Here is an 18,821-nt window from a genome sequence, read left to right as displayed (position 1 = left end):
CGCATAATTCCGCTCCTGTTGACGCGCCCGTAGCTCAGTTGGATAGAGTACCTGGCTACGAACCAGGCGGTCGGGAGTTCGAATCTCTCCGGGCGCACCATCAACAGGTTGCCAACTCCGCCGTTGGCATCAGCAGTACAACGTGATGTAAATGCGCCCGTAGCTCAGTTGGATAGAGTACCTGGCTACGAACCAGGCGGTCGGGAGTTCGAATCTCTCCGGGCGCACCATTACATCGCAGCAGGCTTGCCTGCCCTCCCGTCGAACGTGGCAACACGTGTGGCAGGACGCAAAACCAGACAATGCAAATGCGCCCGTAGCTCAGTTGGATAGAGTACCTGGCTACGAACCAGGCGGTCGGGAGTTCGAATCTCTCCGGGCGCACCATTGCATCGATGAAAAAACGGCAGCCTTGGGCTGCTGTTTTTTTTTGCGTGCTGCAGTGAGTGCGCGCGCCGACCGGCTCGCCATGAACGTTGGAAGATCTGCCTGGAGCCGGCAGAGCCCGGCTCTACCGAACGGTCGAATATCTGCCTGCAGCCGGCCAGCGGCCGGCACCAGCGCGTCGGGCCGCGACGTCTATCGCGGGATCATCCGCGCGGCGCTTGCGCCTGCAGCCGCGCCATCACCATGCGGTCGGCCTCACGCGGCATCTGCGGCGCGGCGCACTGCGCGCCGGCACGCCCTTCCTGCGCGAGCCAGTCGTCCACCACGCCCCCCAGCAGGTCCAGCCGCAACGGCAGCGTGATGTGGTCTTCGCCCTGCATTTCTATGTAGTGCACGCGCGGGCTGGCCACTGCCAGCCGGCGCCCTTGGTCGACGCGCACGTGCTGGTCGTTCTGCCCGTGTACCAGCAGCACGCAGGCCCGCGTATCGGCCAGCGCGCGTGCCACATCGACACGGTCCAGGTCGAGGTCCAGGCGTTGACTGGCCGCGGCGATCACCGCGTCGATATCCTGCCCGCCGTAGCGCCAGCGCCCATAGGCCGCCATCGCCTGCGCCTTCCAGGCGGTCGGCTGCAGCGCCATCAGGTGCGGGATCATGCTACGGATGGCATCGCCGGCATTGGCGAAGGACTCCATCGCCACCACGCCACTGACCCGGTCGCCGAGCTTGTCGGCGGCAAACAGCGCCGTGGCCGCGCCGTAGGACACCCCGAACAGGTACAGCGGCCCAACCACTTCGCCACGCGCCTGCAATGCATCGATCACGTCGATCACATCGTCCGACTCGAACGTGCCGTAGCCCGACGGACCCGCACCGGACTGGCCATGGTTGCGCAGGTCGACGGTGACCACGCGGTAGCCGGCCTGGGCCAGCTGCAGCGACCACGGCAACATCGCATCACCATTCATCATCCAGCCGTGCAGCAGCACCACGGTGCCGCGCGGCGGCTGCGCCCGAAATGGCGTGGGCAGCGCCAGCGCAAGTCCGGTCTGCAGTGGCTCCCCGTTCTCGTGCGGCTGGGCCAGGTACTGGTAATGCAGGCCGTACTGGCCCGGGTCGAACGCCCGCCAGAAGATCGGTACGCCCGCACGGCTGGTGACCCTGCCGTGCCGGTTGGGCACGCCGTCCACCGCGGCAGCAATGCGCGCGGTGTCCAGCAACGTGGACACGCCACCGGGCGCGACCAGCCGATCGCTGAGCGACGTCGAGGCAGCGGTGGAGGTGAGCGAGGAGCAGGCAGCCAGCCACAGGCCGGCCCCGGCCAGCAACAACAGCAGCAGGCGCTTCATAGGGGACACAGGGAAAACCAGAGTGAGCCGCGCAGGTTACCGGCCGCCGACCGGCCGCTCTATCGCATCCAGATGACCGTGCGATGACAGCGCAGCGGCGATCCAGCTTGACCCCGCCCGGCGCCACACCTCACCCCAGCCAGGCCTGCATCGTCGGCCACCAGCCGGCCATCACCCGCGCGCCCTGCATCCGCGCCCGCCACCAGCGCAACGCAGCGCCCTCCTCGCCCGGCCGCCAGGCGAGCCAGAAGGTCTCATCGGGCTTGGGCTCCTCCACCTGCTTGATCACCAGCCGGCCCTGCTCCACTGCCTGCTGCACATACGGCGCTGGCAGGAAGCCGAAACCCAGCCCGGCGCATTGCAGGCGGAACTTGCTGACGGTATCGGGCACCGTCACCGTCTCCTGCCCCATCAGCAGGCCCACTGTCCGCGGCAGCAACCGCCGCGCCGAATCGGCCACCGCGATCGCGCAGTGCGCGGCCAGCTGCTCGCGCCCCAGGGGGCCCCGCGCGGCCGCCAGCGGATGCGAAGGTGACACCGCGAACACGAATTCCACTACACCCATCGGCTCCACGACGTAGCCGCCGCCGCTCGGCCCTTCGCCAGCCGCGCCCACCAGCAGGTCCGCGCGCCGGTCCAGCAGGGCCTCCCAGGTGCCCGACAGCGACTCGCTGATCAGCCGCACGCGGGTCTGTTCGGCCACCGCGCTGAAGGCACGCACGTCGTCGGCCAGCAACGCCGGCTGGAACATCGAATCCACCGCGACGGTCAGCTCCGCCTCCCAGCCCGAGGCCACCCGGCGCACCCGCACCTCCAGCTCGCGTGCGGCCCGCAGCAGGTGCCGCCCCTCTTCCAGCAGCGCCTGCCCGGCCTGGGTCAGCTGCGCGCGCGGACCCACCCGGTCGAACAGCTGCACGCCCAGGTCATGTTCCAGCTTGGACACCGTGTAGGAAATGGTTGACGGCACCTTGTGCAGCGCCTTGCCCGCGGCGGCGAAGGAGCCACGACGGTCGATGGCATCGAGGATCTGCAGGGCATCCAGGCTGAGCTTGAGCATTCGAATTTTTCGATGATGGCTTGCGAAACTATCCGTTTTTCAAACCCCAGGTGCAAGCGGATACTGGCGCCAACAGGAAAGGGACGCTGCAAACGCTTCCCCGCCCACCATCGAAACGATCGAATACCCTAGGAGATCCACCATGCTGCAGATCCGCAAGAGCACTACCCGTGGCAAGGCCGACCATGGCTGGCTGAACTCCATGCACACCTTCTCGTTCGCCAACTACTACGACCCGCGCTACACCAGCTTCGGCCCGCTGCGGGTGATCAACGAAGACCGCGTGCAGGGCGGCCAGGGCTTCGGCACCCACAGCCACGCCAACATGGAGATCATCTCCTACGTGCTCGGCGGCGCCCTGGAGCACAAGGACTCGATGGGCACCGGCTCGGTGCTGCGCTATGGCGACGTGCAGCGCATGAGCGCCGGCAGCGGGGTCAGCCACAGCGAGTTCAACCATTCGGCCGACGAGACCGTGCACTTCCTGCAGATCTGGCTGTTCCCCGACCAGGAGAACATCGCCCCGAGCTACCAGGAAACCCATTTCGCCCCCGAGGCCAAGCGCGGCCAGCTGCGCCTGATCGCCGCCAAGGATGGGCGTGACGGTGCCCTGCTGATCCACCAGGACGCCAACATCTACGCCACCATCCTGGACGGCAACGATCGCGTGCAGCTGCCGCTGGCCCCGCGTCGCGGTGCCTATGTGCAGGTGGCGCGGGGCCAGGTGCAGGTCAACGGCATCACCCTGGACACCGGCGACGCGCTGCAGATCAGCGACGAGGCCCAGGTGACGCTGGAAAACGCCAGCGATGCCGAAGTACTGGTGTTCGACCTGCCGCTGTAAGGCGATGCGATGCACGCAGGCGGCCCTGAACCGATCGGGGCCGCCTGCTGCGCATCAGGCCGCAGGCACCGGCGCGTCCGCGGCGATCAACTGCTGCTGCTTCAGCTCGGCCCAGAACGCGGCCGGGATGGCCACCGACATCGACGCCACGTTGGCCAGCACCTGTTCGGGCGTGCGCGCCCCGGGGATCACCGCCGACACCACTGCCGGCGCATCGGCGAACTGCAGCGCCGCGGTGCGCAGATCCACCCCGTGACTATCGCAGATGGCCTGCACCTTGGCGCGCTTGCCCGGCGCCCAGGCAGGCACCGTGCCGTCGTACAGATACCGCTCGCGCCCGGCCAAGTAACCGGCCAGCAGCGGCGACCCCACCACCACCGACGCGCCGTGCGCGGCGATCTTCGGGAAGGTGTCGTGCAGGGCCTGGTCGTGGTCCAGCAGCGAGTACTGGCAGGCTAGCAGGAAGATGTCCGGGTCGGCTTCGTCGATTGCACGGAGCGCAGGTTCGGGGCGGTTCACGCCGAATCCCCAGGCCTTGATCAGCCCCTCCTCGCGCATGCGGGTCAGCGCCGGCATCGCGCCCTTGGCGGCCTCGGCAAAGCGCTGCTCCCACGGCATGCCGAGGTCTTTCTCGTTGTCCGGGGACAGGTCGTGGATGAACACCACGTCCAGCTGCGACACGCCAAGCCGGTTGAGGCTGTCCTCCACCGAGCGCCGGGTGCCATCGGCCGAATAGTCGTAGCGGTAGTGGAACGGTGACGGTTCCTGCCACATCGTTTTCTGCAGTGCGCCCGTCGTGGCCGTCAGCAGGCGGCCGACCTTGGTCGACAGGGTGTACTCGCGTGCCGGGTGGTTGTGCAGGTGATGGCCGTAACGACGCTCACTGAGGCCCAGCCCGTACCAGGGCGAGGTATCGAAACAGCGCACGCCGGCCGCATAGGCCGCTGCCAGCGTGGCCTCACTGATGGCATCGGTGGTGGCCGCAAAGCCATTGCCGATCGCCACCCCGCCCAGCCCCAACCGGGTGTGCGGCCGGTAGCGCCCCGCCTGCCCCGCCGCATTGGTGGCCAGTGTGCGCGCACTGACCCGCCCGCGTGTCGGCAGTACGCTGCCGGGACCGGCGGCCTGGGCGAGCAACGGGGACGCCGCCAATGCGGCAGTGCCGACAGCGGCGGCGGAAAGAAACTGGCGACGTGCGTTCACGACGACTCCTGCAGGGCGGGCCAGTGCCCACCCTCGCATTCGCGCGGTGCACGCCATGCGTGGACGGCGTCAACGCGACGGCAATGGCGGCCTGGACCGCCTGCAGCACCCCGGCGCACGGGCCGGGGTGCTGCGCAGGATCAGAACGTGTACTTGAGGGTCAGCCGCACGTTGCGCGGTTCGCCCCAGGTGTAGGTGCTGTACCAGCTGAAGATCGTGTAGTAATGCTTGTCCAACAGGTTGTTGACGTTGAGCGTGGCCGACAGCTGGTCGTTGAACTCATACCGCGCCATCGCGTCCAGCAGCCAGTACGGCTCGGTGCGATGCACCAGGCTGGCACCGTCGGCCGGGTTGGTGATGGTGCCGAAGGTGCTGCCCTGCCAGCGCGCACCGCCACCCACGCTCCAGCCCTGCAGCGCGCCGCCCTGCAGGCGGTAGCTGGTGTGCAGGCTGAACTGGTCTTCCGGCTCCAACGTGGAGACCTTGACCGACTGCTGCCGCGCGATCTTGTGCGCGTAGCCGCCCTGGACCTGCCAGCCCGGCGCCACCTGGCCGGACATCTCCAGCTCGTAGCCCTTGGTGCGCACGCCCATCAGCCCGCGGTAGGCGATGCCACCGCTGGGGGTGCGCCCCCCGGTGGGTTCGGCGTAGTTGTCCTGGTCGAGCTGGAACACCGCCGCACTGGCGTTGAAGCGGCCCTCCAGGAACTCCGCCTTCAGGCCCGCTTCGTAGCTGCGCCCCTCCATCGGGTCGAGCGTCTTGCCCTGCTCGTCCTGGTTGCCCTGCGGCTTGAAGATGGTGCTGTAGCTGGCGAAGACCGAGAAGTTGCGGTTGAGGTCGTAGACCACGCCGGCGTAGGGCACGATCACGCCGCTCTCGTCGGTGTCCGGCGATGTGTAGTTGGCGATGCGGCTGCCGACGATCAGCTTCAGCGGATCGGCCAGGTCGAAGCGGCCCACCACGTAGGCACCGCTCTCGCGGGTCACCTGGTTGTCGCCGTAGCCCCACTGCCAGTCCGGCTCGGGCACGTCACCGGTCCAGCTGTAGTAGTCGGCAACGCCGCTGATGTAACCGGGCTGCGGCGAGTAACCATTGTTGACCCAGCGCTTGCGCGACACGCTGCCGCCCACCACCAGTTCGTGCTGGCGACCGAACCAGTCGAACGTGCCGCTGACATACAGGTCGGCGGCGTTGCTGGTGGTCTTGCCGATGTATTGGCCCAGCCACATGCTCACGCCCTCCCCCGTCACCGGGTCCGGGTTGCCACCGGCGGCCGCGCCGAGCGAGGCGTCGTACCCGTTGACCTGGTGGTTGAGCTGCAGCTTGGCCACCCAGTCGTTGCCGAAGGTGTGCTCCAGCGTAGCGAAGGCCGTGCGGCTGTACTGGCCCCAGCGGCTCCAGCGCGCCCCGTTGTTGAACGAACGCGGCATGTCGTTGAAGGTGCCGGTGCTGTCCAGCAGCGGAATGCCGCCCCAGCTGGAACCGCGCGGATCGCTGTCCTGGTAGTCGGCGCCGACGGTGAGCAGCGTGCTGTCGTCGAGATCGGCTTCCAGGATGCCGTAGAACACCTGGTTGCTGCGCTGGTAATGGTCAACGTTGGAATGCTTGTCCTGGTAGGCACCGACCACGCGGCCACGCACGCGGCCACTTTCGGTCAGCGGCCCGCCCACATCCACCTCGGCGCGGTAGGTGTCCCACGACCCCACACCCAGCGTGGCACTGCCGGCCAGTGCGCGGGTCGGCTTCTTGCGCACCAGGTTGATGGTCGCGCCGGGGTCGCCCATGCCGGTGAGCAGGCCGGTGGCGCCCTTGAGCACTTCCACGCGGTCGTAGATGGCCATGTCGCTGAGTGTGTTGCCGGCCGAATAGGCCGAATCACGCGCCATCGGAATGCCGTCGTACTGGAAGTTCTGCACCGCGAAGCCGCGCGCGTAGTACTCGGTGCGTTCGCTGTCGTAGGTGACGATGCTGATGCCCGGGGTGACCTTCATGACATCGTCGATGCCGTTGAGCGCGAAGTCGTTCATCTCCCGCCGGGTGATCACGCTGATCGACTGCGGCGTCTGCCGCGGGCTCAGCACCAGCCGGGTCGCGGTGGCGATCGTGCCCGGGGTGTACGAATCACTGCCTTCGGTGACGGTGCCCAGCTGATTGGCGGTGACCTGCACGGTCTGCAGGGTCTGGGCCGCGTCATCCTTCGGCGGCGCAGGCGCATCGTCTGCCTGTGCGGTCGTGGCGAACACGGCAAGGCCAAGTGCACTGGCCAGCGCCAGGCTCAGCGGGGACATCGACGGCGACGGCGCAGTGCGGCCGGCGCGGGTAGGGACAACACGGAACGAAGCGACGGACACGACAACGCCTCCAGCAAGGAAAGAAGTCCTCTGGCGGCGGCTGGAGGGAAAGGGAGATCGAAGGCTGCAACGCCTTCAGTGCGGCGCGATTCTACTCGCGCTACCGGTCGCTGTCGCGGGCCCCGGTGGCGCCGCGTATTACAGGGCCTTCACCGGCCGCAGTGCGTGGCGGGGCAGGAAATTAGCAAAACTACTAACTCACCGGTAGACTGTGTGCCGGCATGCGTCTCCGCTGCGCATGCACTCACAACGGCCGACGAGGCACGCACATGATCGATTTTTCTCCCGCCCAGCGCGGCGGCCTTCCGCCCTTGACCGGCACCCGCTGGCCGATCCGGTGCGGCCATGGCTTTTCCGCCGAAGAACTGGCGCAGCTGCGCGACGGCCTGTGGCCCCGCGCAAGCGACGACCGCTGGGCGGTGTGGCTGGACGGCAGCACGTTGCGGTGCTGGCGCGCGGTGACCAGCGGCTGCATCTACGAAAGCCTGATCGTCATGGCCGACGACGGCAGCGGTACCGCCGTGGTCCTGGATGTGCTGGACGATGCGGCGCAGTACCAGCGCGCCAGCACCGACAGCGCCGAACTGGAGCGCTTTGAAGGCGTAGTGCGGCTGGCGCTGGCGCAGGCACGCGCCGCGTAATCACCGGGCGGCGCGCATGGCGCGCCCCGCGTCAGGCGATCAGGCCACCCGGCGCGGCCGGCGCGGCCGGCGCATCCTGCAGCCCGGCCAGGGCCTGCTGCAGTTCGCGCATCCGGAACGGTTTCTGCAACCCATGCCGTGCCCGCAGGTTCGGCGGGATCGCGGTGCCGTCATAGCCGGTGACGAACATGTAGGGGATGCCGCGCGCCTCCAGCGCTTCGGCGATCGGGAACGACGGGGTACCGCCGAGGTTCACGTCCAACATGGCGCAATCGATGCCGCCCCGCTGCAGGGCGGCCAGCGCAGCATCGACGCTGGCGACCACCGCCGCTACCTCATACCCGAGTTCGATCAGGGAGTCTTCGACCATCATCGCCACCAGCGATTCGTCTTCGACCAACAAGACACGCGCCTTCATGGGTAAACCTCGTGTGCATCATCAGGCAAGGGGATCGTAACGCGGAACGTGACACCCTCGGGGTCAAAGGCCAGGTCCACGGCTCCCCCCATGTCATGTTGGAGCCCGCGTTCGAGCAACCGCGAACCAAAGCCGCGCTGGGCCGGCGGCTGTACCTGCGGGCCGCCCCGCTCTCGCCACACCAGCTCCAGCACCTCACCCTCGCCGCTGTGGTGACGCTGCCACGCAATATGCACCGCCCCGTGTGGCGTGGACAACGCGCCATGCCGCGCCGCGTTGGTACACAACTCGTGCAGCGCCATGGCCAGGGCCATCGCACGGCGCGGGTCGATGCGGCACGGTTCGCCCTGCACGTCGAACTGACGTGCATCGAACCGGCCCTGGGCGGCAAGTCCGCGGGCCAACTCGGCGACGTCGGCACTGTGCCAGTTCTCACGGGTCAGCATGTCGTGCGCGCTGGCCAGCGCCAGCAGGCGCTCTTCGATCTTGCCGCAGGCGTCGTCCATGCCATCGGCATTGGCGAAGGTCTGCCGCGCGATCGACTGTACCGTGGCCAGCGTGTTCTTGACCCGGTGGTTCAATTCGTTGACCAGCAACTGCAGGTGCTCCGCATGACGGGTGCGGTCGGTGATGTCGCGGGTGCTCCCGGCAATGGCTTCGACCTGGCCGTCCGGCCCGAACACCGGGGTAAAGATGTAGTCGTAGACCCGGGTGCCTTCGGTGGTGTGCGGGAACGGCACCTCGCCACGCACCGGCCGCCGGGTGGCGATCACCTGCTCGATCTCGTCGTCATGCATGGCCGCATGCCAGGGCGCATAGCCCAGCTCCAGGCAGGTCTTGCCGGCCGCTTCCTCCCATCGCATGCCCCACATGTCCAGCAATGCCTTGTTGGCATAGATGAAACGGTGCTGCAGGTCGAAGACATACGACAGGTCGGGCGTGGCCTGCAGGAGGGCCTCGTAGATGCGCCACTTGGCAGTGTCGTGTTCGTGCAGCACAGGGGAGGCAATCGGCGGGGCGGGTGAAGACCATAGAGGCCCACCCGTGAAAAACGGGTCAGCGCAGCGCCCCTGCGTTCATCCTGCACGCCGCGGCTGGCCGGCGTTCGCCGCCAGCCGGCGACCGATGCCCAGTACCTCCGGCACCTCAGCGCGGACGCGCGCCTGCGGCAAGAAGCAGCGCCTCGATCTGGCGGTAGCCGCGCTGGCGCGCATGCTGCAGCGGAGTCGTGCCCTCGCCATCGGGCAGGTTCACGTCGGCCTTGGCCGCAATGAGCTGGCGGACGATCTGCACATGTCGAGGCCCGCCATCGCTCAGGGTGATCGCCTCCAACAACGCCGTCCACTGCAGGTTGTTGACGTGATCGACGTCGACGCCCGCCGCGATCAGCGTCGCCACCGCCTCCACATGACCACGCTCCGCGGCGGGAATGAGCGCGGTGCCACCGTAACGGTTGGTACTTTCCAGGTCCGCACCCGCGGCCAGCGTTGCGCGCAGGATGTCCAGATGCCCGCGGGCGCCGGCGTACAGGTACGGGCTGTCCTGGATGGCATCCTTGGCGTTCACGTCGGCACCGGCCTGGATCAGGGCTCGCGCAGCCTCCACGTGGTTGTGGTGGGTGGCGACCAGCAACGGCGTGGCCTTTGCCGCGTTGCGTGCATCCACCGAAGCCCCTTGGCCCAGCAGCGTACGCACCGTCGCGGCATCCCCCTTTTCCGCGGCGCGATGCAGCCGCTCATCCAGCGAGGCGGCACTGATCGGCGGGACCACGCCCGTGAACATGCTCATGACCATCCAGCATCGCAGCGCCATCGGTCCCATCGGAATTTTCCTGCTCCTGATACGGCCGCGTCCCGCAGGACGCATTGGACAACGACCGTAGCCGAGCCGGCGGACAGGCACCAATGAAGAATCGTGATCGGCTCCATTTGCCCAGCGAATACGACGAGGACCCGTGATGCGCTCCCCGGCCCTCACCGCCCTGCTTGCTGCGCATGAGGCGGGACAGCAGCGGGACGGATTGGAAGGCAAAAAAAAGCCCCTGAGCGTGCGCTCAGGGGCTTTTCTACAACTGGCGGAGCGGGAGGGATTCGAACCCTCGATAGAGTTTTAAGCCCTATACTCCCTTAGCAGGGGAGCCCCTTCAGCCACTCGGGCACCGCTCCAGTGTTCTGGTTCCGCCGCTGCGTTGAATCATCTCAGCGGGGGCGCGAATAATAACGTTTTCCGCGCCCGAAGGTAAAGCCTTAATCCGAAGAATTTTCACTTCCGGATGCATTGGGCTCATCGCCGCGCTGGATCCGCTGGTAAATCTCTTCGCGGTGCACGGCCACATCCTTTGGAGCAGTGATACCGATACGCACCTGGTTGCCCTTGACACCGAGCACGGTCACGCTGACCGAATCACCGATCATCAAGGTTTCGCCTACGCGGCGAGTCAGGATCAACATTTTTGCAAGTCTCCAGGGAACCGGTGGATCTTCCCCACCGGCTCGGCGCCCAGCCAAGGAACGCCACACGACAAAGGGAAAGGATTAGCCATAGTACCGTCAGGCCTCCCGCCCCTTCAAGGAGCAGGAGGCTTCAGGTGTTCAGATACGGGGGGTAACCCAGTCGACAACGGCGGCGAGTGCAGAAGCAAGGGCGGGCCCGTCCTCGCCACCACCCTGGGCGAGATCCGGGCGGCCGCCGCCCTTGCCCCCGATCTGACTGGCGATATGGGACAACAGTTCCCCGGCCTTGACCTTGCCCATTGCACTGCCGTTCACGCCCGCGACCAGGACTGCCTTGCCGTCCTGGGTACCGGCCAGCACGATCACCGCGTTGCCCAGTTGCTGCTTGAGGCGGTCGATTGCGTCACGAAGCGCCTTGGCATCGAAGCCCTCCAGGCGCGCAGCCAGGATCTTGATGCCGCTGACCTCGACCGCCGACGCGCCGAGGTCGGCGGTGGCGCCTGCGGCCTGCTTGGCCTTCAATGCGTCCAGTTCGCGTTCCAGCTTCTTCTGGCGCTCGCCAAGCTGGCGGATCTTCTCCACCACGTCGCCGGCATTGCCGCCGAGCAGCGTCGCCGCTTCGCCCAGCACGGCCTCTTCGTGGGCCACGTAATCCAGCGCGCCCTGCCCGGTCACCGCTTCAATGCGGCGCACGCCCGAGGACACACCCCCTTCGGAGGTGATCTTGAACAGGCCGATGTCACCGGTGCGGCCCACATGGGTGCCACCGCACAGTTCGGTGGAGTAGTCGCCCATCTTCAGCACGCGCACGTTCTCGCCATACTTCTCGCCAAACAGCGCCATCGCGCCGAAGTCCAGCGCTTCCTGCATGGCCATGTTGTGTACTTCGACGGCGTTGTTGGCCCGCACCTGCGCATTGACCTTGCGCTCGACGACCGCCAGGTCCTCGGCGCTGATCGGCGCGAAGTGCGCGAAGTCGAAGCGCAGACGGTCCGGCGCCACCAGCGAGCCCTTCTGCTGCACGTGGGTGCCCAGCACTTCGCGCAGGGCGGCGTGCAGCAGGTGGGTGGCGGAGTGGTTGAGGATGGTGGCGCCGCGGCGCTCGCCATCGACCTGGCCACGCAGCACATCGCCCACCTTCAGGCTGCCCTGGGTGATCGTGCCGACGTGACCATGGAACTGGCCCGCGAACTTCTGGGTGTCGCTGACCTGTACCTGCCCGCCCGCACCGGCAAGTTCACCGGTGTCGCCGACCTGGCCGCCGGATTCGGCATAGAACGGGGTCTGGTCGGTGATCACGATCACCTCGTCACCGGCCTGCGCCGCCTCGACCGGGCGACCGTCCTTGAGCACGGCCAGCACCGTCAGGCCGTCGGCCTGCAGGCGGTCGTAGCCCAGGAACACGGTCGGCTTGAGCGTGGCCACCAGGTCTGCGGACAGCGTCACGCCGCCACCGAACTTGCCTGCCGCGCGCGCGGTTTCGCGCTGGTTTTCCATCGCGGCGTTGAAGCCGTCCATGTCCACCGTCATGTCGCGCTCGCGGGCGATGTCGGCGGTCAGGTCGACCGGGAAGCCATAGGTGTCGTACAGGCGGAAGGCATCGACGCCCGGGATCACGCCGTCGCTGACCTTGGCCGCCACGTCGTCGAAGATCTTCATGCCCGAATCGAGAGTTTCAGCGAAACGCTCTTCCTCGGCCTGCAGTGCGCGCACCACGGTGTCGGCCTGGGCCGGCAGTTCCGGATAGGCCACGCCCATCTGCTCGACCAGGGTCGGCACCAGCTTGCTGAAGAACGGCTGGCGCACGCCCAGCATCCAGCCATGGCGCAGCGCGCGGCGGATGATCCGGCGCAGCACGTAGCCACGACCTTCATTGGACGGCAGCACGCCATCGACGATCAGGAACGAACAGGCCCGGATATGGTCGGCGATGACACGCAGCGACTTGTTCTCCAGGTCGGCCATGCCGGTAAGTTCGCTGGCCTTGCGGATCAGCGCCTGGAACAGGTCGATTTCATAGTTGGTGTGCACGTGCTGCAGGATCGCGGCGAGGCGCTCCAGGCCCATGCCGGTGTCCACGCACGGCGCCGGCAGCGGCACCAGGGTGCCGTCGGGCTGGCGATCGAACTGCATGAACACCAGATTCCAGATCTCGATGAAGCGGTCGCCGTCTTCGTCCGGCGAGCCCGGGGGGCCGCCGGCGATGTGGTCGCCGTGGTCATAGAAGATCTCGGTGCACGGGCCGCACGGGCCGGTTTCAGCCATCTGCCAGAAGTTGTCCGAGGCGAACGGTGCACCCTTGTTGTCGCCGATGCGCACGATGCGCGCTTCCGGGATGCCGATCATGTCGCGCCACAGCGCGTAGGCCTCGTCATCGGTCTGGTAGACCGTGACCAGCAGGCGGTCGGCCGGCAGCTTCCAGACCTGGGTCAGCAGCTCCCAGGCCCAGGCAATGGCGTCCTTCTTGAAGTAGTCGCCGAAGGACCAGTTGCCCAGCATTTCGAAGAAGGTGTGGTGGCGCGCGGTGTAGCCGACCTGATCCAGGTCGTTGTGCTTGCCGCCGGCGCGCAGGCAACGCTGGACGTCCGCGGCGCGCACATAGCTGCGCTTCTCCGCGCCAAGGAACACGTCCTTGAACTGCACCATGCCGGAGTTGGTGAACAGCAGGGTCGGATCATTGCCCGGCACCAGGGGCGCCGACGGCACGATGGTGTGGCCCTTTCCCTTGAAGAACTCAAGGAAATCGCTGCGGATCTGGGAGGTAGTGAATGTGACGGATGCGTTCATGGGGGCTGGCTTTATGCGGGCCGGCCGGTCCATGGCACTCAGCCCCAATGGCCGGGTGTCGCTGCTGGACCGCCGAAACCATAAAGGGTATCAGGCCCGGGCCGCTCAGTCGTCAGGGTCGTAGCGGGTGGCGCGCCGAATGGTATCGCCGTCGAACCCGCGCCGGGCCAGCAGATCAGCCGCTTTACGGCGTTGCGGCAGCTCCTGGGGGCCGGCCTCGCCAAAACGGCGGCAGACCAGATCCCGGGCATTTTCAGCCCAATCGCCCTCGAAGGTGTCCATGGCCAGGGCGATCTGCTCGCTGTCCAGCCCATGGGTGCCCAGTTCGGCCCGGATATGGATCGGACCGTACCCGGTGTTGGCCCGGATCCGGACCAGGTTCTCGGCGAACCGGGTGTCGTCCTGCCAGCCGGCCTCGCTGAGCGTGTCGACCGCTGCCACGGCGGCCTCGGTCTCTATGCCCCGGGCCTGCAGCTTGCGGGTCAATTCCTTGCGTGAGTGCTCCCGGCGCACCAGCAGGCCCAGCGCCCGTTGGACCGGGGTCTGTTCACTGACACGGCGTTTACGGCGGGGTGCCGGGCTGTCGGAATCCTGCATGGCCACATTTACTCAATCAAATGCGCCGTCCCTGGCGCTCCCCCGTCGGGGAATACGGAAACCGCGGTGCAGGGCGAGCGTCACTGACGGCGCTGCCCTGCCCCGCAGGAAACTCACTCGGCGTCGTCTTCGGCGTCGTCGCCGCCTTCACGCACGGCTTCTTCCGGCTGGAACTTCTCGCGCAGTTCGGCTTCCAGACGCTGGGCAACCTGCGGGTTGTCGCGCAGATAGCCGCGGGCGTTGTCCTTGCCCTGACCGATACGCTCTTCGCCGTAGCTGTACCAGGCGCCTGCCTTCTCGACCAGCTTGGCTTCCACGCCCATGTCGATCAGTTCGCCTTCGCGGCTGATGCCTTCGCCGTACAGAATTTCAGTGATCACCTGCTTGAACGGCGGCGCCAGCTTGTTCTTGACCACCTTGATCTTGGTCTGGTTGCCGATGATCTCGTCGCCCTTCTTGATCGCGCCGATACGGCGGATGTCCAGGCGGACCGAGGCGTAGAACTTCAGTGCGTTGCCGCCGGTGGTCACTTCCGGGCTCTGGCCCGGCATCATCACGCCGATCTTCATGCGCAGCTGGTTGATGAAGACCACGAGGGTGTTGGAGCGCTTGATGTTGCCGGTCAGCTTGCGCAGCGCCTGGCTCATCAGACGGGCCTGCAGGCCCGGCAGCTGGTCGCCCATTTCGCCTTCGATTTCGGCCTTCGGGGTCAGCGCGGCAACCGAGTCGACCACCACGATGTCCACCGAGCTGGACCGCACCAGCATGTCGGCGATTTCCAGCGCCTGCTCACCGGTATCGGGCTGCGAGAGCAGCAGGTCGTCCACGTTCACGCCCAGCTTGGCGGCATAGATCGGATCCAGCGCATGCTCGGCGTCGATGAAGGCCGCGGTGCCGCCCTTCTTCTGGCATTCGGCAATGGCCTGCAGGGTCAGGGTGGTCTTGCCCGAGGATTCCGGACCGTAGATTTCAACGACGCGCCCCTTGGGCAGGCCACCAATGCCGAGTGCGATATCCAGCATCAGCGAGCCGGTCGGGATGACCTCGACCGCTTCGACGACGCGGTCGCCCATGCGCATCACGGCGCCCTTGCCGAACTGCTTTTCGATCTGGCTCAGGGCGGCGGTGAGGGCACGCTTTTTGTTTTCGTCCATCGGAGTGGTCCTTGCAGAGGTCGTGTCGGTGGAGGTGCTGTCTTTGGAAGTCTTCTTGGCCATGGGTTCACTTTAAGGCTGGCGTATCGCACAGGCTGAGATTCTGCCCGGCGTTCGGAAAAAAATTATCGGACATCCGTACCAACCTCAGCGGAACCAGAGAATCGCCACAAAAGACCGTGCTGTTATTGCGTAGGAAAAGGGTCAGCGGTTGGGCCGCAGCAGGCCGCAATAGAGGCCTTCAATAGCGAAGTCCTGGTCGGGCAGCACTTCGATCGGCTTGTAATCGGGGTTGCGCGGCAGCAAGCGGATGCGGTCCTTGCCCATCTTGAGCAGCTTGACCGTGATTTCGTCATCGATGCGGGCCACCACGATCTGGCCCGAGCGGGCGTCGCGGGTGCGGTGCACGCCGATCAGGTCGCCATCGAAGATGCCTTCGTCGATCATCGAATCGCCCTGCACCTTGAGCAGGTAATCCGGCGCGGGCGAGAAGAACACCCGGTCGAGCACCACGAAATCGTCGGACCCGATGTCGGCGCCGATCGGGAGGCCGGCGGCCACCCGGCCCAGCACCGGCAGGCGCAATACGTGGTCGGGCAATGCGGGCACCGACAGCGAGGCCGGCAGGCCGTCCTGCAGCGGCGGCGCCTGCACAAGCCGGATGCCGCGGGCCTGCCCGGGAATGCGACGGATCGCCCCGGCCTGCTCCAGCGCTTCCAGATGGTACTGGGCAGCGCGCACGCCCTTGAAGCCGAACGCGCGGGCGATTTCCGTCTGCGACGGCGGTGCGCCATCGGTCTCTATACGCTCGGCGATCAACTGCAGGATCGCCTGCTGGGTATCGGTTAGGTCCATGGTTAGTAGTATTACTACTAACGATGTGGGCACGCAAGTGCCCACAGAAGAAGAGCACGAAGCGGCAGGACCATCCCACCCTCACCGAAGCCCTCAGCACTCCGTAGCCACCGACCGTTGGTCGGTGACCGCGCGAACGCGCGGCCCTGCATGCCGGCGCGGATTCTTGTCGGCTTCGGCTGTGTTTCCGGGGTTTAGGGTGTGCAATCCCTTCGGTCAGGGGTCCATGACGCCGAAAGGGAGAGCAGCCACCCTCTACCGGGCGGTGTGTGATCCTTCGGCAAGCGCGTGTGGGCGAACCAGATCTGTGTTGGCTGAGCCGGTAGCCACTGACCAGGCGTTCATGGCCGGCGAAGGAAGGTCGGCGACGTAGCTGGTGGGTCATGAGGGCGGCCAGGTAGAGCAGCCGACCAACGGTCGGCTCTACGTGCCATCTGCCGCGTTGGCGGCAGATTGCGGGATCCTTCGGATCCCAGCGGCAGGAACCCTACGGGTTCTTGCCGCTGCGCCAGATCGAAAACAGTATCCACACGCCGCAGAAGCCCGCGCCGATGAAGCCAGCCACGCCCAGCGCCAGCAGCCAGCGGCTGGAGACGCCGCCTACGCTGTGCATGACGATGGACGAGCCGATGATGAGTGCGGCGGTCACGATGCCCATGACCAGCCGGTTGGCGGCGCGGTTGACCTGGTCGCCGAAGCCCTGCAGTGCGGTGGTTTCCACTTTCAGCTGCAGACGCCCCCGGCGCGCCATCTGCAGCAGGCGGCGCACGTCGCGCGGCAGGTCGCCGAGCAGGTCCATTACCCCGACCAGGCTGCGCTTGCCGCGTTTGAGCACCGCGCCGGGGGCATAGCGTTGCCACATTACCCGTTCCAGGTAGGGGCGCGCGGCACTGGCCATGTCGAACTGCGGGTCGAGCTGGCGGCCCATGCCTTCCAGGGTCAGGAAGGTCTTGATCATCAACGCCAGGTCGGCCGGCAGGGTCAGCGAGTACTGGCGCAGCAGCGTGGTGATGTTGCCCAGCATCAGGCCCATGTGCAGGTCCTTCAGCGGCACGCCCCGGTACTGGTCGACAAAGGTGCTGATGTCCTGCTGCAGCCGCGATTCGTCCACATCCACGCCGCCGGCCCAATCCAGCAGCACATCGGCCACCGCTTCGGGCTCCTGGCTGACCAGGCCGTGCAGCAGCTGCGCCACCTGGAAGCGACGCTGTTCGGAGATGGCCCCGACCATGCCGAAATCGATCACGCCGATCCGCCCGTCGCGCAGGTAGATGATGTTGCCCGGATGCGGATCGGCGTGGAAGCAGCCGTCCTCCAACACCATCTTGAGCACGATGTTGCCGCCCCGACGCGCCAGCTGCACCCGATCCAGTCCCGCCGCGTCGACGCCGGCGAGGTCGCGGCCGGGAATGCCATCCACGAAGGCCTGCACGTTGAGGCTCTCGCAGGTCCACTGCCAATGCACGTTGGGTATCAGGATGTCCTGGCGCCCCTGGAAGTTGCGGGCGATGCGCTCGGCGTTGCGGCATTCGGCGGCGAAATCCAGCTCACGTCGCAGCGATACCTGGAACTGCTGCACCACTTCGGCCGGGCGGTAGCGCTGCAGGTCCGGCAGGCGCGCCTCGACGATCTCGGCCAGCCGCGCCAGCAGGCGCAGGTCGGCTTCGATCACGTCGCGGATGCCGGGTCGGCGGATTTTCAGTACCACCGCCGTGCCGTCGTGCAGGGTGGCGCGGTGCGCCTGGGCCAGCGAAGCGGCCGCCATCGGGGTTTCATCCAGCCACGCGAACACCTCGGTGGCCGGTGCCCCCAGGTCGGCTTCCAGCTGCTCGCGGACCTGCGCATAGGGCAGCGCGGGCACCGCGTTCTGCAGTTCGGAGAACTCGGCGATCCAGTCCGGCGGGAACAGGTCCACGCGGGTGGCCAGCACCTGCCCGAGTTTGACGAAGGTGGGGCCCAGGTCCTCCATCGCCCGCCGCACCCGCACCGGGGCGGTCATGCGCAGCATCTGCGTGTCGTTCCAGTGCAGCAGGCGACCGGCCCGTTCCAGCACGTCGGCCAGGCCGATCCGGCGCACCAGGTCGCCAAAGCCATAGCGGATCAGGACCGAGGCGATTTCCTGCAATCGCCCCAGGTCGCGCACGGTGCCCAGCGTTTCCCACATCGGTACAGCTCCTGTCGACGCACGCGCTCAGGATGTCACACCGGGGCGAAAATTCCCGTCAGTGCCTGCTGCACGGTCTGGCGGCGGATGGCATCGCGGTCGCCATCGAACTGGAACAGCTGCGCCCGGGCGTAACCGCCGCGCTGCTTCCAGCCGATCCAGACGCTGCCGACCGGTTTATCCGGGCTGCCACCGCCCGGACCGGCGATGCCGGTCACGGCCACGGCCATGCCGGCGCCGGAATTGATCAACGCGCCGGACACCATTTCCAGCACGGTTTCGCGGCTGACCGCACCGAACTGTTCCAGCGTGTGCGCGCGCACGCCGAGCAGGCGCTGCTTGGCCTCGTAGCTGTAGACCACCATGCCGCAATCGAAGAAGGCCGACGAGCCGGCCACGTCGGTCATCGCCTTGGCGATCCAGCCGCCGCTGCAGCTTTCGGCGCTGACCAGTTGCAGGGCGGCCTGCTGCAGGCGCTGGCCGACATCACGGGCGAGGACGCCGAGTTCGGCATCGGTGGGGACGTGCATGGGGATCCTGGAACAGGGGAGCGACTGCCCC

16 protein-coding genes and 4 tRNA genes are annotated in these 18,821 nt (G+C 66.9%); 5 read left to right on the top strand and 15 right to left on the bottom strand.

What is annotated here, in order from left to right; all coding sequences use genetic code 11:
- Positions 1-23 precede the first annotated feature (23 nt).
- The 3 genes from GQ674_RS06535 (at position 24) to GQ674_RS06525 (ending at position 387) form a co-directional block, all read left to right on the top strand.
- A tRNA-Arg gene (locus GQ674_RS06535) sits at positions 24-100 on the top strand.
- Positions 101-153: 53 nt separating this feature from the next.
- Positions 154-230: transfer RNA gene (locus GQ674_RS06530), tRNA-Arg, on the top strand.
- Between the two features lie 80 nt (positions 231-310).
- Positions 311-387: transfer RNA gene (locus GQ674_RS06525), tRNA-Arg, on the top strand.
- A 203-nt stretch (positions 388-590) separates the two neighbouring features.
- Here the strand turns inward: GQ674_RS06525 and GQ674_RS06520 are convergent.
- A complete protein-coding gene (locus tag GQ674_RS06520) occupies positions 591-1,736 on the bottom strand; it encodes an alpha/beta fold hydrolase (protein ID WP_159496415.1) in 1,146 nt (381 codons plus the stop codon).
- A 130-nt stretch (positions 1,737-1,866) separates the two neighbouring features.
- Positions 1,867-2,793: a LysR family transcriptional regulator gene (locus GQ674_RS06515; RefSeq protein WP_159496414.1), complete on the bottom strand. Its 927-nt coding sequence runs from the start codon at positions 2,791-2,793 to the stop codon at positions 1,867-1,869.
- Between the two features lie 142 nt (positions 2,794-2,935).
- Here GQ674_RS06515 and GQ674_RS06510 point away from each other — a divergent pair, with 142 nt between their 5' ends.
- On the top strand, positions 2,936-3,637 hold the full coding sequence (locus GQ674_RS06510) for a pirin family protein (protein ID WP_128095451.1): 702 nt from the start codon (positions 2,936-2,938) through the stop codon (positions 3,635-3,637).
- Positions 3,638-3,691: 54 nt separating this feature from the next.
- Here GQ674_RS06510 and GQ674_RS06505 read toward each other — a convergent pair whose 3' ends face one another.
- Positions 3,692-4,840 carry an aldo/keto reductase gene (locus GQ674_RS06505; RefSeq protein ID WP_201290224.1) on the bottom strand — a complete coding sequence of 383 codons (1,149 nt, stop codon included), beginning with the start codon at positions 4,838-4,840 and terminating at the stop codon, positions 3,692-3,694.
- Between the two features lie 140 nt (positions 4,841-4,980).
- A complete protein-coding gene (locus GQ674_RS06500; protein ID WP_159499282.1) occupies positions 4,981-7,128 on the bottom strand; it encodes a TonB-dependent siderophore receptor in 2,148 nt (715 codons plus the stop codon).
- A 332-nt stretch (positions 7,129-7,460) separates the two neighbouring features.
- Between GQ674_RS06500 and GQ674_RS06495 the strand changes: the two genes are divergently transcribed.
- Complete coding sequence (locus tag GQ674_RS06495; protein WP_159496413.1) at positions 7,461-7,832, top strand: hypothetical protein; 372 nt, start codon at positions 7,461-7,463, stop codon at positions 7,830-7,832.
- A gap of 31 nt (positions 7,833-7,863) precedes the next feature.
- Here GQ674_RS06495 and GQ674_RS06490 read toward each other — a convergent pair whose 3' ends face one another.
- From GQ674_RS06490 to GQ674_RS06440, 11 genes are all read right to left on the bottom strand, one after another.
- Entirely contained in the window at positions 7,864-8,250 is a 387-nt protein-coding gene (locus GQ674_RS06490) for a response regulator (protein WP_159496412.1), read from the bottom strand.
- The gene (locus tag GQ674_RS06485) at positions 8,247-9,248 is read right to left on the bottom strand and encodes an HWE histidine kinase domain-containing protein (RefSeq protein ID WP_159496411.1); all 1,002 of its coding nucleotides are present in this window, start codon (positions 9,246-9,248) and stop codon (positions 8,247-8,249) included. The genes GQ674_RS06490 and GQ674_RS06485 overlap by 4 nt, the downstream gene beginning before the upstream one ends.
- Positions 9,249-9,396: 148 nt before the next feature.
- The gene (locus tag GQ674_RS06480) at positions 9,397-10,038 is read right to left on the bottom strand and encodes an ankyrin repeat domain-containing protein (RefSeq protein WP_159496410.1); all 642 of its coding nucleotides are present in this window, start codon (positions 10,036-10,038) and stop codon (positions 9,397-9,399) included.
- A gap of 284 nt (positions 10,039-10,322) precedes the next feature.
- Positions 10,323-10,415 (bottom strand) — tRNA-Ser (locus GQ674_RS06475).
- A gap of 81 nt (positions 10,416-10,496) precedes the next feature.
- Positions 10,497-10,700, bottom strand: coding sequence for a carbon storage regulator CsrA (gene csrA, locus GQ674_RS06470; RefSeq protein ID WP_019183311.1), 204 nt, complete (start codon positions 10,698-10,700; stop codon positions 10,497-10,499).
- A gap of 141 nt (positions 10,701-10,841) precedes the next feature.
- Positions 10,842-13,490: an alanine--tRNA ligase gene (alaS, locus tag GQ674_RS06465; RefSeq protein WP_159496409.1), complete on the bottom strand. Its 2,649-nt coding sequence runs from the start codon at positions 13,488-13,490 to the stop codon at positions 10,842-10,844.
- A gap of 105 nt (positions 13,491-13,595) precedes the next feature.
- Positions 13,596-14,087, bottom strand: coding sequence for a recombination regulator RecX (gene recX, locus GQ674_RS06460; protein WP_038689119.1), 492 nt, complete (start codon positions 14,085-14,087; stop codon positions 13,596-13,598).
- A gap of 113 nt (positions 14,088-14,200) precedes the next feature.
- A complete protein-coding gene (gene recA, locus GQ674_RS06455; protein ID WP_026069798.1) occupies positions 14,201-15,241 on the bottom strand; it encodes a recombinase RecA in 1,041 nt (346 codons plus the stop codon).
- Between the two features lie 204 nt (positions 15,242-15,445).
- The gene (gene lexA, locus GQ674_RS06450) at positions 15,446-16,096 is read right to left on the bottom strand and encodes a transcriptional repressor LexA (protein WP_128096926.1); all 651 of its coding nucleotides are present in this window, start codon (positions 16,094-16,096) and stop codon (positions 15,446-15,448) included.
- A gap of 487 nt (positions 16,097-16,583) precedes the next feature.
- Positions 16,584-18,260 (bottom strand): 2-polyprenylphenol 6-hydroxylase, encoded by a 1,677-nt coding sequence (gene ubiB, locus GQ674_RS06445; RefSeq protein ID WP_159496408.1) that lies wholly within the window; start codon positions 18,258-18,260, stop codon positions 16,584-16,586.
- Positions 18,261-18,295: 35 nt separating this feature from the next.
- Positions 18,296-18,790, bottom strand: coding sequence for a CinA family protein (locus tag GQ674_RS06440; protein WP_137189137.1), 495 nt, complete (start codon positions 18,788-18,790; stop codon positions 18,296-18,298).
- Positions 18,791-18,821: the final 31 nt, after the last annotated feature.

Source organism: Stenotrophomonas sp. 364 (genome assembly GCF_009832905.1).
Lineage (GTDB): Bacteria > Pseudomonadota > Gammaproteobacteria > Xanthomonadales > Xanthomonadaceae > Stenotrophomonas > Stenotrophomonas maltophilia_AP.
This window is presented reverse-complemented; position numbering and strand designations above follow the sequence as displayed.

Coding starts and splice junctions, on each gene's coding strand:
- lexA (WP_128096926.1), bottom strand. CDS start 16,096: ATGGACCTAACCGATACCCAGCAGGCGATCCTGCAGTTGATCGCCGAG.
- GQ674_RS06510 (WP_128095451.1), top strand. CDS start 2,936: ATGCTGCAGATCCGCAAGAGCACTACCCGTGGCAAGGCCGACCATGGC.
- csrA (WP_019183311.1), bottom strand. CDS start 10,700: ATGTTGATCCTGACTCGCCGCGTAGGCGAAACCTTGATGATCGGTGAT.
- GQ674_RS06520 (WP_159496415.1), bottom strand. CDS start 1,736: ATGAAGCGCCTGCTGCTGTTGTTGCTGGCCGGGGCCGGCCTGTGGCTG.
- GQ674_RS06440 (WP_137189137.1), bottom strand. CDS start 18,790: ATGCACGTCCCCACCGATGCCGAACTCGGCGTCCTCGCCCGTGATGTC.
- recA (WP_026069798.1), bottom strand. CDS start 15,241: ATGGACGAAAACAAAAAGCGTGCCCTCACCGCCGCCCTGAGCCAGATC.
- recX (WP_038689119.1), bottom strand. CDS start 14,087: ATGCAGGATTCCGACAGCCCGGCACCCCGCCGTAAACGCCGTGTCAGT.
- GQ674_RS06500 (WP_159499282.1), bottom strand. CDS start 7,128: ATGTCCCCGCTGAGCCTGGCGCTGGCCAGTGCACTTGGCCTTGCCGTG.
- GQ674_RS06495 (WP_159496413.1), top strand. CDS start 7,461: ATGATCGATTTTTCTCCCGCCCAGCGCGGCGGCCTTCCGCCCTTGACC.
- GQ674_RS06490 (WP_159496412.1), bottom strand. CDS start 8,250: ATGAAGGCGCGTGTCTTGTTGGTCGAAGACGAATCGCTGGTGGCGATG.
- alaS (WP_159496409.1), bottom strand. CDS start 13,490: ATGAACGCATCCGTCACATTCACTACCTCCCAGATCCGCAGCGATTTC.
- ubiB (WP_159496408.1), bottom strand. CDS start 18,260: ATGTGGGAAACGCTGGGCACCGTGCGCGACCTGGGGCGATTGCAGGAA.
- GQ674_RS06515 (WP_159496414.1), bottom strand. CDS start 2,793: ATGCTCAAGCTCAGCCTGGATGCCCTGCAGATCCTCGATGCCATCGAC.
- GQ674_RS06480 (WP_159496410.1), bottom strand. CDS start 10,038: ATGAGCATGTTCACGGGCGTGGTCCCGCCGATCAGTGCCGCCTCGCTG.